The organism is Psychrobacillus sp. FSL H8-0484 (genome assembly GCF_038005325.1).
GTDB lineage: Bacteria > Bacillota > Bacilli > Bacillales_A > Planococcaceae > Psychrobacillus.
The window spans coordinates 984,410-1,000,629 of sequence record NZ_JBBOSZ010000001.1 but is presented as its reverse complement, the minus strand read 5'-3'; the positions used below and the strand labels follow the sequence as shown (position 1 = coordinate 1,000,629).

The following is a 16,220-nucleotide window of genomic DNA, read 5'->3' as shown; positions in this document are numbered from 1 at the left end:
TCCCTTACTTCTATTGTACAAAACATACGATAGAGTGGGAAATTATTCGGAATAAAAGTTAAATGTAAATCTAGAAATTGGCCAATATCTCACTTTTACTTCACCAATAATCTCATTTTTTTCAATAAAGTGAAAATATCGACTATCTAGACTAGACATACGATTATCACCCAATACAAAATACCTATTCGGAGGTACCGTTTTACTGCCAGTTACCTCGGATAACTCAAAATCCTCCGTAAAATTTTCTTCCGGATTTTTATAAGCTTCAAACGTCTCTAGAAATGGCTCTTCTACTTTTTTATTGTTAATAAATAACTCATCGTTTTCGTATTTAATCGTATCTCCTGGAATCCCAATCACTCTTTTTACATAATCTTCATTTTGTGCTCCATGAAATATAATAATATCCATCCGATTGATCGGTGAAAGCTTGTTCACAATCACTTTATCATGATCAGAAAATGTTGGCATCATGGATTTCCCAACAACTTCGTAATTAGTTGCAATAAACATACGAACTATCGTAACGATAACTACCCCAATGATGATTGCTGCTAACCATTCTACTACTTCTTTTTTAGTTTTACTCAAGATTTTCTCCTCTTTTAATTTTACTTTCATTACTAATTCTTTTAAGATCATCTTCCACTTTTGTATTAATTCGTTTTTCGATCCATTTCCCGACAAACCAAAGATTGGCAATTACAAGCACAACAATAGCCGTTCGCAATGGTTGCGTTACAAATGATTTAATATCAGATCCAATGAAACTCACGACGGATATCATGATGAATTTCCCAAGCGTAACTGTCCATAGATATGTATTCTTTTTCATATTAGACAAACCAGCAACAATATTAATAATCGCAGATGGAGTGAACGGAAAACAAATAAGCAAAAATAGTGGACCGAAACCATTCCTCTCTACCCATAATATTAATTTTTGAATCTTTTCATGCCTCGTAATAAAACCAAGAACTCGAGCTCGTCCATATTTACGAATGACTAGAAATACGGTATATGCACCTGCAACAGATCCTATCCAAGAAAGAAGAAATCCAAAAAGTAATCCGTATGCGGTTACGTTCGCTACGATAAATACCACTAACGGCAAAAACGGTAAAAAGGCCTCTAAGAAGGGCAGAAGGATACCGATTATTGGTCCGAGAGCACGATACTCATTCGTTAAATTAGTTAATGTCTCCAATGAAAACCAATCAGGCATGTTGCTTTCCTCCACTACTATGTATATTTATACTATTCCCTATTATTGTATACATAAAACTATTTTCTTATAGTATAATTTGTTCATTATGTTTTTTAGGGGGTTAAATTCTAATTGAAAAATTCATTATTTGGACAAGGTTTAAAGGCTGGTGTTAGTATTGCAATTGGCTATTTTCCAGTTGCTTTGACATTTGGCTTACTTGCTAAAACATCTGGTTTATCCATTCTAGAAGCTACAGCCATGAGTATTTTTGTGTATGCTGGAGCAGCCCAATACATGTCCTTAACGCTAATATCAAAAGGTGTCGATCCTATTTTAATCGTTTTAAACACTTTTGTCGTCAATATACGTCACTTTTTAATGACGGCTGCACTTAATGAAAAGATGCAGAGTGAGAAAAAATGGATTAAAGGAATCTATGCTTTTGGAATAACGGACGAATCATTTTCAGTGCTTGCAACGCAAAAGGAAGAAAAGATAGCTACTTCCTTTGCATTTGGAGTCGCATTGATCGCGTATAGTAGCTGGGTTATTTTTACTGCAATTGGTCATGTAATTGGAGCAAATCTCCCTGCTTTCTTACAGGCGGCCATGTCAATTGCTTTGTACGCTATGTTCGTTGGTCTCCTTGTCCCTTCTATGCGAGGAAATCGGAAAGTTGTCATGCTTGCGTTAATCGCTGCAACTGTCAATGGATTTTTTTATTGGTCACATCTATTATCGACAGGTTGGTCCATTTTAATCGCTACACTGGCATCTTCTATTTTTGTCGAAATAATTTATGCACGGCGTGATCGCGGTTTGCCGAAAGGAGTTTAAGTAAATGGGTGCATGGTATTGGTGGACACTAATTGGAATGACGCTTGTTACATATATCCCTCGAGCTTTTCCACTCACCTTCTTAGAGGGTAAAGAATTACCACCAGTCGTTTCTGGTGTATTACGAAATATTCCCTATGCAGTTTTAGGTGCATTAATATTTCCTGCTATTTTATATGTGCAAGAAGGTCATTTACTATTTGGCATAATAGGTACAGTTGTTGCGTTTTCTTTAGCTTTTATTTTCGAGAATGTAATGGTTGTAGTGCTAGGTACTATCGGAGTTTTAGCTCTATACAGTTTTATGTTTTAATAATTCAGAATTATTTTATTTTAAAAATATACTTGACGGCTAGGTTTTAAATGTTTAAAGTTTAAAACAATTCTTACAACAATTAAATAGCACATCACTTTCTTATCCAGAGAAACCGAGGGGCAGGCCCTATGACGTTTCGGCAGCAGGTTCAATTCGAACACTGTGCCAATTCCTGCAAGCGAATTTCGCTTGAAAGATGAGAAGAGATGGTTTTTCGTATATTCGAAGAGCTTTCTTTTTCTTATCTAACTTTAGATAAGATCAAGAAAGCTTTTTTTGTTCTCTTGATAGAAAGGTAGATGACTGCAAACCATTGTCTGTTAAGAATAGATGAACTATCAGGAGGTCTTCACATGATTGAATTTAAAAATGTTTCCAAGACATTTCGTCTTGGCAAACGGGAGGTGCATGCAGTCAAGAATGTTTCTCTAAAAGTAAGCAAAGGAGAAATATTCGGCATTATCGGATTTAGTGGAGCTGGAAAAAGTACACTGTTACGACTTGTCAATATGCTCGAGCGTCCCTCATCTGGGTCCGTATTAATCCAAGACATTGACGTTAACTCACTATCTTCCAAAGACTTACGAACGAGACGCCGCAACATTGGAATGATCTTTCAGAACTTTAACTTGTTTAATTCCCGTACAGTTGCAGGAAATATTGCGTATCCACTCAAGCTTGCTGGTTTATCCAAAAAAGTGATTAATACACGAGTAGAAGAGCTGTTACAATTTGTTGGTTTAGCAGATAAAGCAAAAGATTATCCGGATCAATTATCTGGAGGTCAAAAACAACGTGTCGGCATTGCACGAGCATTAGCTACTTCACCAGACGTACTTATTTGTGATGAAGCGACGTCTGCACTCGATCCTGAAACAACAGCAGATATTTTACGCTTACTAAAAAAAGTAAACAAAGAGTTTGGCATAACAATCTTGCTCATCACGCACGAAATGCATGTTATCCAATCGATTTGTCACAAAGTTGCTGTAATGGAGAACGGAGAAGTTATCGAATCTGGTGATGTATTCGATGTATTCACAGATCCACAGCATTCGACTTCGCAGCGTTTTATCCAATCCGTACAACAAGACTTACCTTCTGAAAATATTTTAGAAGATTGGCGCTCAAAAGGCGGAAAAAAATTATACCGAGTTATTTTCAAAGGGGAAATTACGAATAATGCCGTGCTCTCCCAAGTCACTCAAAAGCATCAGGTTCATTTCAACATTGTATATGGTTCCATTCGAGAGCTACAAGAAAAACTCTTCGGAAATTTACTTATCTCATTTGAGGGTAAAACAGAAGCTATACAAAACGCATTAGAAGAATTAAAGACAATTGTCAATTTGGAGGAGGTGGCACCCCATGAAAGTTGATTGGAGTACATTTTGGCCACGAATTTTAGAATCGACTGGCGAAACAATTATTATGGTGATTGCTACACTCATATTCGGTTCCATTCTTGGAATTACTATTGGTCTATTACTATTTGTCACAAGAGAAAAAAATATTTTAGAAAACAAAATTGTTTTTCAAGTGCTAAATATTTTAATTAATATTATTCGACCTATTCCATTCATTATTTTCCTAGTAGCTATTTCACAGTTAACTAGATTAGTTGTTGGTACAACAATCGGTACTACAGCTGCTATCTTCCCTATGACGATTGTTGCAAGTTTTTCAATCGCTCGAGTAGTGGAAAACAACTTAGTAAGTATTGATCCCGGGGTAATCGAAGCTGCGCAAGCTATGGGTGCTAGCCCCCTTCGCATCATTTTTACTGTATTAATTCCGGAAGCGCTTGGGCCACTTATTTTAGGGCTAACGTTTATCACAGTTAGTTTAATCGATTTCTCAGCGGTTGCCGGTACAGTCGGTGGTGGCGGTTTAGGTCATGTCGCTATGACTTACGGATATCAGCGATTTGACGGTAGTGTCATGCTCGTTACGGTTATCATATTAATCGTTCTTGTGCAGCTCGCACAATGGCTAGGAAATACCTTATCTAAAAAATTTATGAGACGTTAATTAAACCTAAAGGAGAGATTTATTGATGAAAAAGTTAAGTTTATTCGTACTAGCAATTATTACTGCTTTGGTATTATCCGCGTGTGGCAGTTCTTCGGCATCTACTACAGATGGTAAAGAAACAGTAAAAGTAAAAATTGGTGTGAATGGTTCTGATGGTATTCAATGGCCTATTCTTCAAGAAAAAGCTGCAAAAGAAGGTATTGAAATTGAATTAGTGGAGTTTGCTGATTACACATTACCGAACAATGCACTTGCACAAGGGGACATTGATTTAAATGCATTCCAACATCTTTCGTTCTTATCGCAATATGTAAAAGAAAGTGGTAACGATCTTGTTCCAATTGGTTCTACAATGTTTGCACCATTAGGTGTTTATTCTGAAAAAATTAAAGACATTTCAGAAATTAAAGAAGGCGATAAAATCGCTATTCCTGATGATCCAACTAACCAAGCACGTGCACTTCGTTTATTAGAAGCTGGAAAATTAATTACACTAGCAGATGACTTCGGACTAGCCGGTGATCCTTCTCAAATTACAGAAAATCCGTTGAACCTTGAAATTATTCCGATGGTTGCTCAGCAAACTCCTCGTGTATTACCAGATGTAACTGCAGCTATTATTAACAATGGTGTTGCTGGTCAAGCAGGCTTCTCTCCTGGTGAAGATCCTATTTTCAAGGAAGCTGGAGATAACGAATCTATCTACCCTTATGTAAACTTAATTGCAGCTCGGGCAGAAGATAAAGACAATGAGACATTTAAACGCATTGTTGAACTTTACCAAGAAGATGATATTAAACAAGCTGTATCAGAAGATACAAAAGGTGGTTCTTCTTTAGTCATTTTAACGCAAGAACAATTGGATGAAACATTTTCAAACCTATTAAAGTAAAGGAGGAAAACAATCATGAGTATTGTAAAAGAACGCAGAGAACTACTATCAAAATCTATCGATGATAAGAGAGAGCTGTACATTCAAACGAGTCAAGATATTCATGCAAATCCAGAGATCGGAAATCAAGAATTCTATGCAAGTGCGAAGCATGTAGAATTACTAAAGAATGCAGGATTTGAAGTAACAACTGCAGTTGCTGGTCACGAGACTGCATTTTACGCAGTAAAAGATAGCGGTAAAGAAGGAGCTACCATTGCTTATCTAGCAGAATATGACGCACTACCTGGTATCGGCCATGCATGTGGGCATAACATTATTGGGACTACTAGTGTTGCAGCAGGTATCGCATTAGCGGAAGCTATTTCTGAAACAGGCGGACGCGTCGTTGTGCTTGGTACCCCTGCCGAGGAAGGTGGACCTAATGGAAGTGCAAAAGGTAGTTTTGTCAGACATGGCTATTTAAAGGATGTGGATGTTGCCTTAATGATTCATCCAGCTGGTAAAACTTCATTGACCAGTGAAACGCTTGCTGTCGATCCTTTAGATTTTCATTTCTATGGAAAAGCTGCCCATGCATCTGGCTCGCCTGAACAAGGGATTAACGCATTAGATGCAGTGATTCAACTGTTCAATGGAATCAATGCACTTCGTCAGCAACTCCCTTCTGATGTTCGTATTCACGGCATTATTACACATGGTGGAGATGCACCGAATATAATTCCTGACTTTGCGTCTGCACGTTTTTATATTCGCGCAGAGACATGGAAGAAAACAGAAGAAGTTGCAGAAAAAGTGCGAGCTATTGCAAACGGAGCTGCTTTAGCAACAGGTGCAGACGTGAAAATCGAACGTTTCCAAAATGAAGTGCAAGACTTTGTGTTAAATACGGTATTGGATAACGTACTCCATTCCGAATTAGAAGCTGTCGGAGAAGTTGTGCATACCGAAAAACGAAAAGGTAAAGGTTCAACCGATGCCGGTAACATTAGCTATGCTGTGCCAACTGCGCACCCTCACATTAAAATTGGACCAGACGATTTAATTGCGCATACAATTGAATTCCGTGAAGCAGCGAAATCAGAGGATGGAAACGAAGCTCTGATTAAAGGAGCTAAAGCTTTAGCATCAACAGGTTATCGAATCCTGACGGACGCTCAGCTTCTTCACAGTATACGAAAAGAGTATGAGGCTTCACTTGCAAGAAAACAAGTGGAGTGAGTAATTAGAGGATGAATTTGTGAGTCTGGGGATGGAACTTGTTAGTAGTGGTTTTCTTGCGAATACGCATAGTAATGTTGCCCGGAATCACTTGAATGCTGCGAATAAGCAATCCTAACTTGCGAGTAACGGTTATCTTGCAATTAGGATCACACCATTGCTATTCGCCTTATCATCTTTCATTCCAAAGAAAAATCCGCTCTCTTTAAGAGGCGGATTTTTTCTTCTTATTATTAGTTTTCATATTGGTTGCATACCAAAATCCTGCTGTTAAGGACGCCGCATCTAGAATATATATCCACCATCGATGCGTGTAACCCGCGTAAACCGAAGCTGCGAACAATGCGACTGTCAATATTAACGCAACATAATGATTGAACGTAATACGTGTAAATAACACGACCAGCAGTGCAGGAGCAAAGATGGCCATTAGTACTTGTGTTGATAAAGATATTGTTTCCATATGTTCTCCTATCTTATTAAGATCAAGCCTAAACGGTAATGATCATGTCTAAACAAAATATGCTGACGCAAACGAAGCTCTCCGTTGGAATCCAGTACTTCCAATTTGCAATGTGCTGCATTTATTTGTACTGCCTCGTAAAGCTCTTGCTCGTCCGTCACCTTTTGTCCATTCACTTTTACAATACGCTCTCCGATTTGTAAACCCATCTTTTCAGCGGGCGAATCGGTTAGAACTCCTGCTATCATAACACCATTCGGCTGAGGAGACACTGCGAATGTGCCACTCGTTTCCTTTTTGTATTCCATATAGGAAATTACTAATCTCGCGAGTACAGCTAGCAGAATAACAACTGCACTAATAATTGGCATTACATAACCAATTGCAGCTGCAACAGTTACGATAATGCCCAACTGCCAGACCATTTTTCCGTAACGTTTATAAAACTGAACTGCCAGTGTACGTCTACTTTTTTGTTGAAACCCAATAACAAATGGAAATAATATCAAAGAAAACGAAGACTCTCCTATTGGAAATTGTGGCCAAAATGGAATATACGCACTTATAACATCACCAGGAATGACTAACAAGACAGGTAATAGCCACAGTCGCTTCGTTACATATTCCATCGCTTGGATGCCTCTTGCTGTTTTCACTAATTTAGGTGAAGCATAAGTAGCTCCGTGTTTTTGAATAAGGGCCCCTTCTACAATCAATAACAATCCTGCTAAAATGGCAATTGGGACAATAGCTTCATTTAATATATTTAGACCGGTCAATTCCCACGAAAATACTTGAAAAGACCAGTTATACGCATACATCACGTACAAAGTAGTGGTGCCTAGAGCAATGGCGTAAATTGCTGAACCTAGTTGATACATGAACAATAAAACAAATAAAATCATCCAAACACTATAGATAAATAACCACGAAGTTGGTACAACAAAGCCAATTCCAACACTAATAACCGATAAGATAATGGACCAAACGTAACCATCTAACAAAACATGCTTTGTTTCTGTCCAACCCCATAAGATTCTTGCGCGAAATTGCTTTCTTTCTCTTTTCACACGAACATAACCAATTAATACAGAGAAAAGAAGCGAAATATATACTGCTGGATGTAGGAAAAACCGTCCAATTCCTTTAGCCAACTCGATTAATAATTCTTGCACCTTACGCATCCTCCTCGCTTGCAACTATCTTTCCTATCATTGTAACAAACGTGGAGTCCTTTGCGTATAGGATTTTCGTATAATCTTACTTTTTCATAGCGTGAATTAAATAACTAATACCCATTTGAAGCTGCTTATCATTTTCTTTTCTCGCTTTATAATCCGTAATTGTTTTCGTTAAGGATTGAAATAATGTATCGTCTAGTCCCTCTTTAGCCGTTAGTTTATTTTTTTCACGGTACATTTCTAATGCATCTCTTGTATCTTCATCAAAATAACCATCTTTTCGTAAAATACTATAACCTAAAGCTCCCAATACTTGTTGAACATATTTAATCTCTTCTCCGTAATCTCCAACTTTAAATTCTCCACGATAAGATTTTAGATCCATCATATAAAGCTCATCTTGCTCGACTTTTAAATCTGCCTCAATACCTTTATGATGAATCCACTCTTGTTTTGGAGTAAGCCATTTATGCGTTGAAATTTTTAATTTACCTCCATTGGAAAGATCTTTTGTTTCCTGCACAGTTCCTTTCCCGAAGCTTGTTTCTCCTATGATCATGGCACGGTTATTATCCTTTAATGCTCCCGCTAACACTTCACTTGCTGAAGCACTTCCCCCATTTTGTAATAAAACAACAGGTACTTTATTTAAATAAGTCTTATCTTTGTTTTCCGTTTTCAGCATTTCCAGAACACCTTTCGAGTCTTGCATGTAAGCGAAAGTACTGCCATTTTGCAACAAAGTTCCGATAATAGAAGATACGCTAAATAAGTATCCGCCAGGGTTTCCTCTGACATCAACCAGGAGACCATCAATTCCACGTTCAACTAAAGCTTTTGTTTGTTTCTCCCACTCTTCTCCTGTCTTTTCCCCAAATATAGAAATCGTTACTAGTCCGATTGTATAATTATCCACTTCGTATACTTCACTAGAAACAGTATGCATTGCAATCGTATCTCGTTTCATATGTAACTCCACGTGTCGATCTTCGCTTGCACGATATACCGTCAGTTTCACACTAGTTCCTTTATCACCACTTAATAACCGAACAAGTTCCGTCATCTTTTTACCTTCTAGTCGTTCCCCATTAACACGTACAATCTCATCCTGCGGTTTCACTCCTGCTTTAAATGCTGGAGAATCCTTTATCGGTGCAACAACTATAAATTTCCCAGCGGAGAGCATAATTTCTACTCCAATTCCAACACGTTCTTCTGCTAGTGATGCTTCTTGAGCTAACGCTTCTTCTTTTGTCAAATAAGTACTATGCGGATCTTCTAACGCATCTGCCATTCCGCGAATGGCCCCTTCAACCAGCAGTTTTTCGTTTTTCGAAAACACAGCTTCTTTTTTAATTAAATTAAACGCTTCATCGATTACTTGACTATTACTAACATTTGTTTTTCCTGTACTCGATGTTGTTCCAAACCAAATGTACCCAAACCCAAGTATTATTACACCTAGAAAACCATATAAAAAAATCCGACTTTTGCGCAAGTTCAACCTCCTACTTTTCCACTAATATATGTGTGGAAAATGAAGTTTAATACTTGCCCAAAAATCGGGTTTTATTTTAAATTACTAACATACTCAATAAGCATTTGTTCATCCATCGGACCAACTATTTTATTTTGAATCGTACCAGTTGTATCAATCATATATGTAGTTGGTATTGTGATCGCTTGATATGTCTCTCCAAGTATACCTTCCTCATCTAAAGGAATTGGAAAGCTTAACGCGTAATCTTCTTGAAATGCTTTTACTTTATCTAGACCAACATCGGAGCTTGTCAAATTAACTGCTAAAATTTCCACGTTTTCTTGTTCTGCCATATCTTCGTAGTAGTTTTGCATATGAGGCATCTCTGCTTTACAAGGTGGACACCAAGTTGCCCAAAAGTTTAACACAACCTTTTTCCCCCGATAATCTGCAAGGGTCACTTCTTCCCCATCTAGTGTTGTCAGCGTGAAATTAGGTGCAGTATCTCCTTTACCAATACCTTCATTGGCAGGATTCATTGCTAAATCTGTTCCCATTTGTTCCCCAGCGAACGCATCTTTTTCATCAATATTATCTTTTACAAATGAAATGGTTGCGATTGCCACTAAACATCCAACGATTAATAAACCGACTATCTTTTTCTTCACAGTTTACCTCCAATTAACTCATCATTGTTTATTCCCATCGCTATTATTATAAGCATAATTGGATGAAGAATACCAATTTAATCTATTGGCAAGTTTGTAAATATGTCTAAAATAAAAAGACGCTCAATCACTTACTAAGGTGAGTAATTGAGCGTCTTTTTTTACATAGAAATATATCTTAATGGATTTACTGAGTTTTTCGCCATGCCTTCCCAGTTTCCAACGTGAATTTCAAAATGGAGATGCGGGCCAGTAGAGTTACCAGTGGTTCCGATTGCTCCTATAATTTGTCCTTTTGAAACAACTTGTCCAACACTTACTTTGATACTACTTAAATGCGCATATAAGGAAGTGAAGGTTTGACCATCAATCGAATGAGTTACCATAATAACATTTCCATATGTGCTCAGTGGAGATGCATAGGATACGACCCCATCTGCTGCTGATACAACAGGAGTTCCAGTACTGTTCGCAAAGTCTACTCCGTAGTGCATTTTCCCAGTACCATAAATAGGATGCACTCTATATCCGTAACCAGATGTAAATCTTCCTGAAGCAGGTTTTGTCCATTCACCGGAAGAGACGTTTGGAATTGAGGTAGAAGATCCGCCAGCTGCTTCTTGGCGTTTTCGTTCTTCCTCTTCTTTACGCTTTTTCTCTTCTGCTAGTTTTCTTGCTACTTCTGCAAGACGTTTTTGTTCTGATACAATTTTATCTTGCACATCTTGGCTTAAATTAAGCACTTCTTCATATTCTGTTTCCATTACTTCTTTTTGTTGCTCTAGCTTACTTTGTTCTACTTCTAACTGGTCAACTAAGTCGCCTTTGGAATCTTTTTGACTATCTAGCGAAGCTTTCAAACTAACAAGTTTATTTTTGCTCTCTTCATGTTCTTTTAACTTATTTTCTAAACTTGCTTTTTGTTCTTCTAACTGTTTTTTATCATCTGCTTGTTCTTTTAAAATCTTACGATCTGCTTCCATTAATGTATTAACGGCAGAGAAGCGATCGATAAAATCGATAAAACTATTTGCCCCGAGTAAAACGTCTATATAACTAACCGAACCTCCACTCACTTGTACAGCACGAATTCGTTCTTTTAACAACTTATCTCGTTCCTCGATTTTACGTTCCAATTCTGCAATGGAAGCTTGTAATTTTTCTATTTCCGTAGTGGTTAATTTGATTGCATTTAACACTTTCGAAATATCTTGTTCAGTTGCAATAATTTCTGAATCAAGCGCTTGAATTTGAGCCATAATTTTATCAATTTTCGACTCATTTTCATTTATTTTACCTTCTGTTTCTTTAATGTTCGAGTTAATTGAATTTTTCTTCTGCTCTAATTTTTTTTGTTCACTTTTTAAATCATTTAATGAATTGGCAAGAGCACTTGGACCAGTTAATAAAAGTGCTCCAGCTGTTGCCACTGCAATAATACGTAGCACCCATTTAGACTGTTTTCTCAAAGATTATTGCTCCTTTCAAACTATTATTCTCAAATATGCCTTGGCTTATTGGGACCCAGTTTCCCACCAGGTTTGGCAGGTGAACTCCTTACAAAATCTGTGGCATCCACCTGAGGCTATAAACTTAATCAGCAGAAAATTGCTTCCACAGAAGTCATTTGCTGCACAAGCTTATACTCGTAGAAATTTACGTACAGACATGAAACTACCCCAGATACCTATCAATACTCCCATTAATAAAATCAAGGCATTCACTTGATAGATGAAAGGCGAAAATTCCAGCAGTTCAAACAATTTTCCTTGTTCCAACTTCGGTGCTAGCATTTTGTGAATATTATAATAGAGTACTGTTACTAAAGTTATTGGAATGATTGCTCCTAATATCCCAAGCCACATTCCTTCTAATATGAAAGGAATACGAATAAACCAATTCGTTGCTCCAACAAGTTTCATAATTTCAATATCACGTCGTCTTGCAACAATAGTGATCCGAATCGTATTAGAAATTAAAAACATTGCCGTAAATAGCAACGCCAAAATTAATACTAGTCCTACATTTCTACTTGTGTTTAAGAAAGAGAATAGTTTTTCTATTTTTCCTTCGCCATATTTTACTTCGAACGTATTATCTAAACGATCGATTTTTTGTGCAATCTTCGCTGTTTCTTGTGGGTTAACAGCTTTTATATAATACACATTATGTAGAGGGTTTTGTTGTTCAAACAAACGTAAATCTTCTCCAAAATCTACTACTAACTTACTTAATTCATCTTCTTTTGGAGAATACACCACTTCAGCTACTCCTGATATGTTCTTAATCTCTTCTTCTAATTTCACTCTAGCTGCTTCATCAGCTGTAAGTTCTACATAGACTTTAACTTCTACATCTCTTTCTAAATCATCCGCTACCTTGTTTAAGTTCATCATTATCATAACGAAGACACCAACAAGTAGTAAGGTTACTGTTACTGCACTAACCGAAGCAAAAGTCATCCAGCCATTACGACTGATGCTTTTCAGGCTATCTCTGAAGTGTCGTCCTGCTGTTCTAGCTTTCATAACCATATTCTCCTCCGTATTCGTCTCGAGTGATTAATCCACCCTCCACTGCAATAACACGGTGTCTAATAGTATTTACAATTTCTCTATTATGTGTTGCCATTACAATCGTAGTTCCTCGGGCATTAATCTCTTCGAAAATATTCATAATTTCCCATGAAGTATCTGGATCTAAGTTTCCTGTAGGCTCGTCCGCAATAACAAGTTTAGGTGTATTTACAATAGATCGTGCAATGGATACTCGTTGTTGCTCTCCTCCAGAAAGCTCTGTTGGAAACATTCTTGCCTTATGTTTTAACCCAACTAATTCTAAAACTTCCATGACACGCTTACGTATAATTTTAGGAGACTCTTCAATAACTTCTAACGCAAAAGCTACATTTTCATACACATTAAGGCGAGGAAGTAATTTAAAGTCCTGAAAGACTACCCCAATTTGTCTTCTTAAATAGGGTACGTTTTTATTTTTTAAAGTGCTTAAATCACTACCGTTAATCTTAATAGTTCCTGAAGTTGGTCGTTCTTCTCGATACATCATTTTGATAAATGTCGATTTCCCTGCACCACTCGGACCTACGACATAAACAAACTCACCTTGCTTTATTTCTACATCAATCCCGTTTGCAGCAACTATTCCATTCGGATATTTTTTGAAGACGTTTATCATTTCTATCATTCTATATACCACCTAGTTTATTTCGTTTAATAAAAATACAACATGCCTATTATAACACTAGACGTCCGCTCTTTTGTTACAGTTTCATTTCAATTTATAGGTAATAAGTGAGAGCATAATAAATATTATCCTATTGCTTTATACTAAATAGTTATAAATTCACACCAACAATTGTACTACTACATCTAATTTCTACATCATTCGTCCATAATCCTTCTTTATTGAATCATAATTCCAATTTACATGAAAAAACACGAACAATACTAAAGGAAACTAAAGAAATATATATTTCACATGGAATAAAGTATAGTTGATTTCCACTATACGCGACGCTTTCCGCGGGGTGAGCGATAAGCCATCTCCACAGTTCACGCGTCGTTTGTGATGTCTTATCTGTCTCACTCATCCCGCAGGAGTCACCGCCTGTCGCTTCAATCAAAGAAGTGATTAATGTTCAATGACAAAGTACTATTTATGAAATTAACTCTATTAATAAAAAAGTGTCGAGCGTACATAAAAAAAAACAGTTGCCTATAGTACGCAACTGTTTTTTCGTAAGTAACATGTAGTTTAAGACTTACTTCTTAGCAGCTAACCATGCAGCAACTGCTTGAGCTTCTTCACCAGTAATAATTCCAGCTGGCATTGCATTTCGACCATTTTCAATAACATTTAATATTTCATCTTGAGATAGGCGTGCACCAACATCCGCTAGTGCTGGGAAGTTACCTTGACCTTCTAAATTACCACCGTGACAGCTAATGCATTTAGAAGTAACGATTTTTTCTGCATCTACGGTAGCTGTTTCTGTAGTAGTGCCATTAGAAGGTTTAGCAGGTTCTGCTTCTTTATTTCCACCACAAGCAGCTAAAATTAATCCAGCTCCAAATATTACAGCTAATAGTTTTTTGTTCATTGCTATTGCCTCCCCAAAAATAGTGGTATTACTTTCTTATTATACCATTTTTAGTACTTTTTAAAACCTTCTCCAAGAACTTCATATGCATCTGATACTATGACAAAAGCAGCAGGATCAATGACTCGGACAATATGTTTCAATTTTGTGAACTCGGTTTGATAAGCAACAACCATTATGATAGGTCGTTCTTTATTCGTATAACCCCCAAATGCTGGAAGTTTTGTCACCCCGCGATCTATCTCTTTATATATAGCATCCCTAATTTCGTCTTGTTTATTCGTAATAATATAAATCATTTTGGATTGACTAAAACCTAACTGTACAATATCGATCGTTTTAGTCGTCACAAAAAGACCTATTAATGCATAAAGTGCCTTTTCAATATCAAAAACAAATGCTGCACTTATAACAATTAAGCCATCGATCAATAATACACTTGTACCAAGCGAAAAACCTGTATACTTTGTAATAATTTGCGCCGCTAAATCGGTTCCTCCGGTAGAAGCACCACCACGAAAAACGATGCCTAAACCAAGACCAACTGCAATTCCTCCAAACAACGCACCTAAAAGTGGATTGTCTGTCCAAGGTTCCCAGCTCGAAGTAGCTAATACAACCGCTGGAAGTGTTAATGTTCCAACTAATGATTTGATTCCAAATCGTGCGCCTAAGAAAAATAAACCGGCGATGAAGAGCGGAATATTAAATGCATATTGAACAATTCCTGGTTCCCATCCAAAGACACCTTTTAGAATGGTACTAATTCCGCTCACTCCACCAGAAGCAATTTGGTTTGGCAATAAAAATACATTAAACCCAACCGCAATTATAGCGGCACCAATAATTACATATAAATAATCTCTTCCTTGCTCCAAAAACGGTGGCAATTCTTTATGTAGTCTGTGATTTGTTTCCATTAAATATCCTCTTTCGTTTCAAATACTTGTTATTGACTGAACTAGTATAACAACTGAAGGAAAGTTTGTGAACTTCAGTAAGATGGTACGATGAAGAGGTAAAGCAACAGAGAAGTAAAGGTTTTATATCGTGTTTGTTGGTGCACGAAAAAGGAGAAAACATTAAAAAACGTGAATCGTGCCTAAAAGAAGGAAAACCATCTTAGTAGAAGTATTATCAGAGCAATTTGTTTTCAATCGTTTCCTGAGTGCTTATTTAGAATCGAGGCATATAATCCATTGGCGTCTCTTATTATAAAAAAAGAACTGCCCAAAAAAGTATAGTTCTAATCTGTTATTTACTTATCGATTGCGCTTTATTATAAGTTTCATCAATTTAGGCTGCAATTACTTTTAATCTTCCGTAATAGTAGCGTTACTGTATCAGTGCTTTCTTCGATTATTGTTGCAAACTCATTTGTCCTAATGTTTATTGTTTCACTATTTTCATAGAAAGTGTCTACTTCAATTAAAAAAAATGGGCCTGTCCCTAAAGTCATATAGTGACTGAGAGATGGTCCCTTTTCCAATGTATTGATTTCCGTTCCAGACGGACGCTTTCCGCGGGCATGGCTTCAGTCACCTTAGGCAAACACGATGTTGGTCACGAAGGCGTTGCCACACGAGGTGGCGTTCTTAGCCTTCGTTCCTTTGTTCGCTCTTGCGGGGCCTTCAGCTCACGCTATTCCCGCTGGAGTCGCCGTCTTCCACTACAATCATTTGCCTACTAAAAATAGTAGTTTAATGAAAAGTATACAAAAAACAGGTGTAGAAAAAGACTCGTTTTTCTACACCTGCTTCAATTTATGGGCTTTATGGACAGCCTCATTTTTTCG

17 protein-coding genes and 1 riboswitch are annotated in these 16,220 nt (G+C 37.1%); of the genes, 6 read left to right on the top strand and 11 right to left on the bottom strand.

Annotated elements, in window-relative coordinates; translation table 11 throughout:
* Window positions 1-42 precede the first annotated feature (42 nt).
* Window positions 43-594, bottom strand: a complete 552-nt coding sequence (gene lepB / locus MHH81_RS04545) for a signal peptidase I (RefSeq protein WP_340918407.1) — start codon at window positions 592-594, stop codon at window positions 43-45.
* A complete protein-coding gene (locus MHH81_RS04540; RefSeq protein WP_340918405.1) occupies window positions 587-1,228 on the bottom strand; it encodes a TVP38/TMEM64 family protein in 642 nt (213 codons plus the stop codon). The genes lepB and MHH81_RS04540 overlap by 8 nt, the downstream gene beginning before the upstream one ends.
* 114 nt (window positions 1,229-1,342) lie before the next feature.
* Between MHH81_RS04540 and MHH81_RS04535 the strand changes: the two genes are divergently transcribed.
* The 6 genes from MHH81_RS04535 to MHH81_RS04510 all read left to right on the top strand — a co-directional run bounded on the left by MHH81_RS04535 (window position 1,343) and on the right by MHH81_RS04510 (window position 6,513).
* The gene (locus MHH81_RS04535) at window positions 1,343-2,050 is read left to right on the top strand and encodes an AzlC family ABC transporter permease (protein ID WP_340918404.1); all 708 of its coding nucleotides are present in this window, start codon (window positions 1,343-1,345) and stop codon (window positions 2,048-2,050) included.
* Between the two features lie 4 nt (window positions 2,051-2,054).
* The gene (locus tag MHH81_RS04530; protein WP_340918402.1) at window positions 2,055-2,363 is read left to right on the top strand and encodes an AzlD domain-containing protein; all 309 of its coding nucleotides are present in this window, start codon (window positions 2,055-2,057) and stop codon (window positions 2,361-2,363) included.
* A gap of 99 nt (window positions 2,364-2,462) precedes the next feature.
* A riboswitch (SAM riboswitch) is annotated at window positions 2,463-2,569 on the top strand.
* A gap of 150 nt (window positions 2,570-2,719) precedes the next feature.
* Complete coding sequence (locus MHH81_RS04525) at window positions 2,720-3,745, top strand: methionine ABC transporter ATP-binding protein (protein ID WP_340918399.1); 1,026 nt, start codon at window positions 2,720-2,722, stop codon at window positions 3,743-3,745.
* Window positions 3,735-4,397 carry a methionine ABC transporter permease gene (locus tag MHH81_RS04520; protein WP_340918396.1) on the top strand — a complete coding sequence of 221 codons (663 nt, stop codon included), beginning with the start codon at window positions 3,735-3,737 and terminating at the stop codon, window positions 4,395-4,397. Before MHH81_RS04525 ends, MHH81_RS04520 begins: the two co-directional genes overlap by 11 nt.
* Window positions 4,398-4,422: 25 nt before the next feature.
* The gene (locus MHH81_RS04515) at window positions 4,423-5,292 is read left to right on the top strand and encodes a MetQ/NlpA family ABC transporter substrate-binding protein (protein WP_340918393.1); all 870 of its coding nucleotides are present in this window, start codon (window positions 4,423-4,425) and stop codon (window positions 5,290-5,292) included.
* A gap of 15 nt (window positions 5,293-5,307) precedes the next feature.
* Window positions 5,308-6,513, top strand: a complete 1,206-nt coding sequence (locus tag MHH81_RS04510; protein ID WP_340918390.1) for a M20 family metallopeptidase — start codon at window positions 5,308-5,310, stop codon at window positions 6,511-6,513.
* A gap of 205 nt (window positions 6,514-6,718) precedes the next feature.
* Here the strand turns inward: MHH81_RS04510 and MHH81_RS04505 are convergent, their stop codons facing one another.
* The 9 genes from MHH81_RS04505 to MHH81_RS04465 form a co-directional block, all read right to left on the bottom strand.
* The gene (locus MHH81_RS04505; RefSeq protein ID WP_340918387.1) at window positions 6,719-6,976 is read right to left on the bottom strand and encodes a CsbA family protein; all 258 of its coding nucleotides are present in this window, start codon (window positions 6,974-6,976) and stop codon (window positions 6,719-6,721) included.
* An 8-nt stretch (window positions 6,977-6,984) separates the two neighbouring features.
* On the bottom strand, window positions 6,985-8,151 hold the full coding sequence (locus tag MHH81_RS04500) for a PDZ domain-containing protein (protein ID WP_340918384.1): 1,167 nt from the start codon (window positions 8,149-8,151) through the stop codon (window positions 6,985-6,987).
* Window positions 8,152-8,236: 85 nt separating this feature from the next.
* Window positions 8,237-9,655 carry a S41 family peptidase gene (locus MHH81_RS04495; RefSeq protein WP_340918381.1) on the bottom strand — a complete coding sequence of 473 codons (1,419 nt, stop codon included), beginning with the start codon at window positions 9,653-9,655 and terminating at the stop codon, window positions 8,237-8,239.
* A 71-nt stretch (window positions 9,656-9,726) separates the two neighbouring features.
* Window positions 9,727-10,305 (bottom strand): redoxin domain-containing protein, encoded by a 579-nt coding sequence (locus MHH81_RS04490; protein WP_340918378.1) that lies wholly within the window; start codon window positions 10,303-10,305, stop codon window positions 9,727-9,729.
* Window positions 10,306-10,466: 161 nt separating this feature from the next.
* Window positions 10,467-11,774 (bottom strand): murein hydrolase activator EnvC family protein, encoded by a 1,308-nt coding sequence (locus MHH81_RS04485; RefSeq protein ID WP_340918377.1) that lies wholly within the window; start codon window positions 11,772-11,774, stop codon window positions 10,467-10,469.
* Between the two features lie 171 nt (window positions 11,775-11,945).
* Complete coding sequence (gene ftsX / locus MHH81_RS04480) at window positions 11,946-12,833, bottom strand: permease-like cell division protein FtsX (protein WP_340918374.1); 888 nt, start codon at window positions 12,831-12,833, stop codon at window positions 11,946-11,948.
* Window positions 12,823-13,509, bottom strand: coding sequence for a cell division ATP-binding protein FtsE (ftsE, locus tag MHH81_RS04475; RefSeq protein ID WP_340918372.1), 687 nt, complete (start codon window positions 13,507-13,509; stop codon window positions 12,823-12,825). The genes ftsX and ftsE overlap by 11 nt, the downstream gene beginning before the upstream one ends.
* A gap of 577 nt (window positions 13,510-14,086) precedes the next feature.
* On the bottom strand, window positions 14,087-14,425 hold the full coding sequence (gene cccB, locus MHH81_RS04470; RefSeq protein ID WP_340918369.1) for a cytochrome c551: 339 nt from the start codon (window positions 14,423-14,425) through the stop codon (window positions 14,087-14,089).
* 50 nt (window positions 14,426-14,475) lie between these two features.
* Window positions 14,476-15,345, bottom strand: a complete 870-nt coding sequence (locus tag MHH81_RS04465) for a YitT family protein (protein ID WP_340918367.1) — start codon at window positions 15,343-15,345, stop codon at window positions 14,476-14,478.
* Between the last annotated feature and the right edge of the window lie 875 nt (window positions 15,346-16,220).

Excerpts from the sequence above, each read along its gene's own strand:
- MHH81_RS04540 (WP_340918405.1), bottom strand. The coding sequence starts at position 1,228 with ATGCCTGATTGGTTTTCATTGGAGACATTAACTAATTTAACGAATGAG.
- MHH81_RS04530 (WP_340918402.1), top strand. The coding sequence starts at position 2,055 with ATGGGTGCATGGTATTGGTGGACACTAATTGGAATGACGCTTGTTACA.
- MHH81_RS04525 (WP_340918399.1), top strand. The coding sequence starts at position 2,720 with ATGATTGAATTTAAAAATGTTTCCAAGACATTTCGTCTTGGCAAACGG.
- MHH81_RS04520 (WP_340918396.1), top strand. The coding sequence starts at position 3,735 with ATGAAAGTTGATTGGAGTACATTTTGGCCACGAATTTTAGAATCGACT.
- MHH81_RS04515 (WP_340918393.1), top strand. The coding sequence starts at position 4,423 with ATGAAAAAGTTAAGTTTATTCGTACTAGCAATTATTACTGCTTTGGTA.
- MHH81_RS04510 (WP_340918390.1), top strand. The coding sequence starts at position 5,308 with ATGAGTATTGTAAAAGAACGCAGAGAACTACTATCAAAATCTATCGAT.
- MHH81_RS04505 (WP_340918387.1), bottom strand. The coding sequence starts at position 6,976 with ATGGAAACAATATCTTTATCAACACAAGTACTAATGGCCATCTTTGCT.
- ftsX (WP_340918374.1), bottom strand. The coding sequence starts at position 12,833 with ATGAAAGCTAGAACAGCAGGACGACACTTCAGAGATAGCCTGAAAAGC.
- ftsE (WP_340918372.1), bottom strand. The coding sequence starts at position 13,509 with ATGATAGAAATGATAAACGTCTTCAAAAAATATCCGAATGGAATAGTT.
- cccB (WP_340918369.1), bottom strand. The coding sequence starts at position 14,425 with ATGAACAAAAAACTATTAGCTGTAATATTTGGAGCTGGATTAATTTTA.
- MHH81_RS04465 (WP_340918367.1), bottom strand. The coding sequence starts at position 15,345 with ATGGAAACAAATCACAGACTACATAAAGAATTGCCACCGTTTTTGGAG.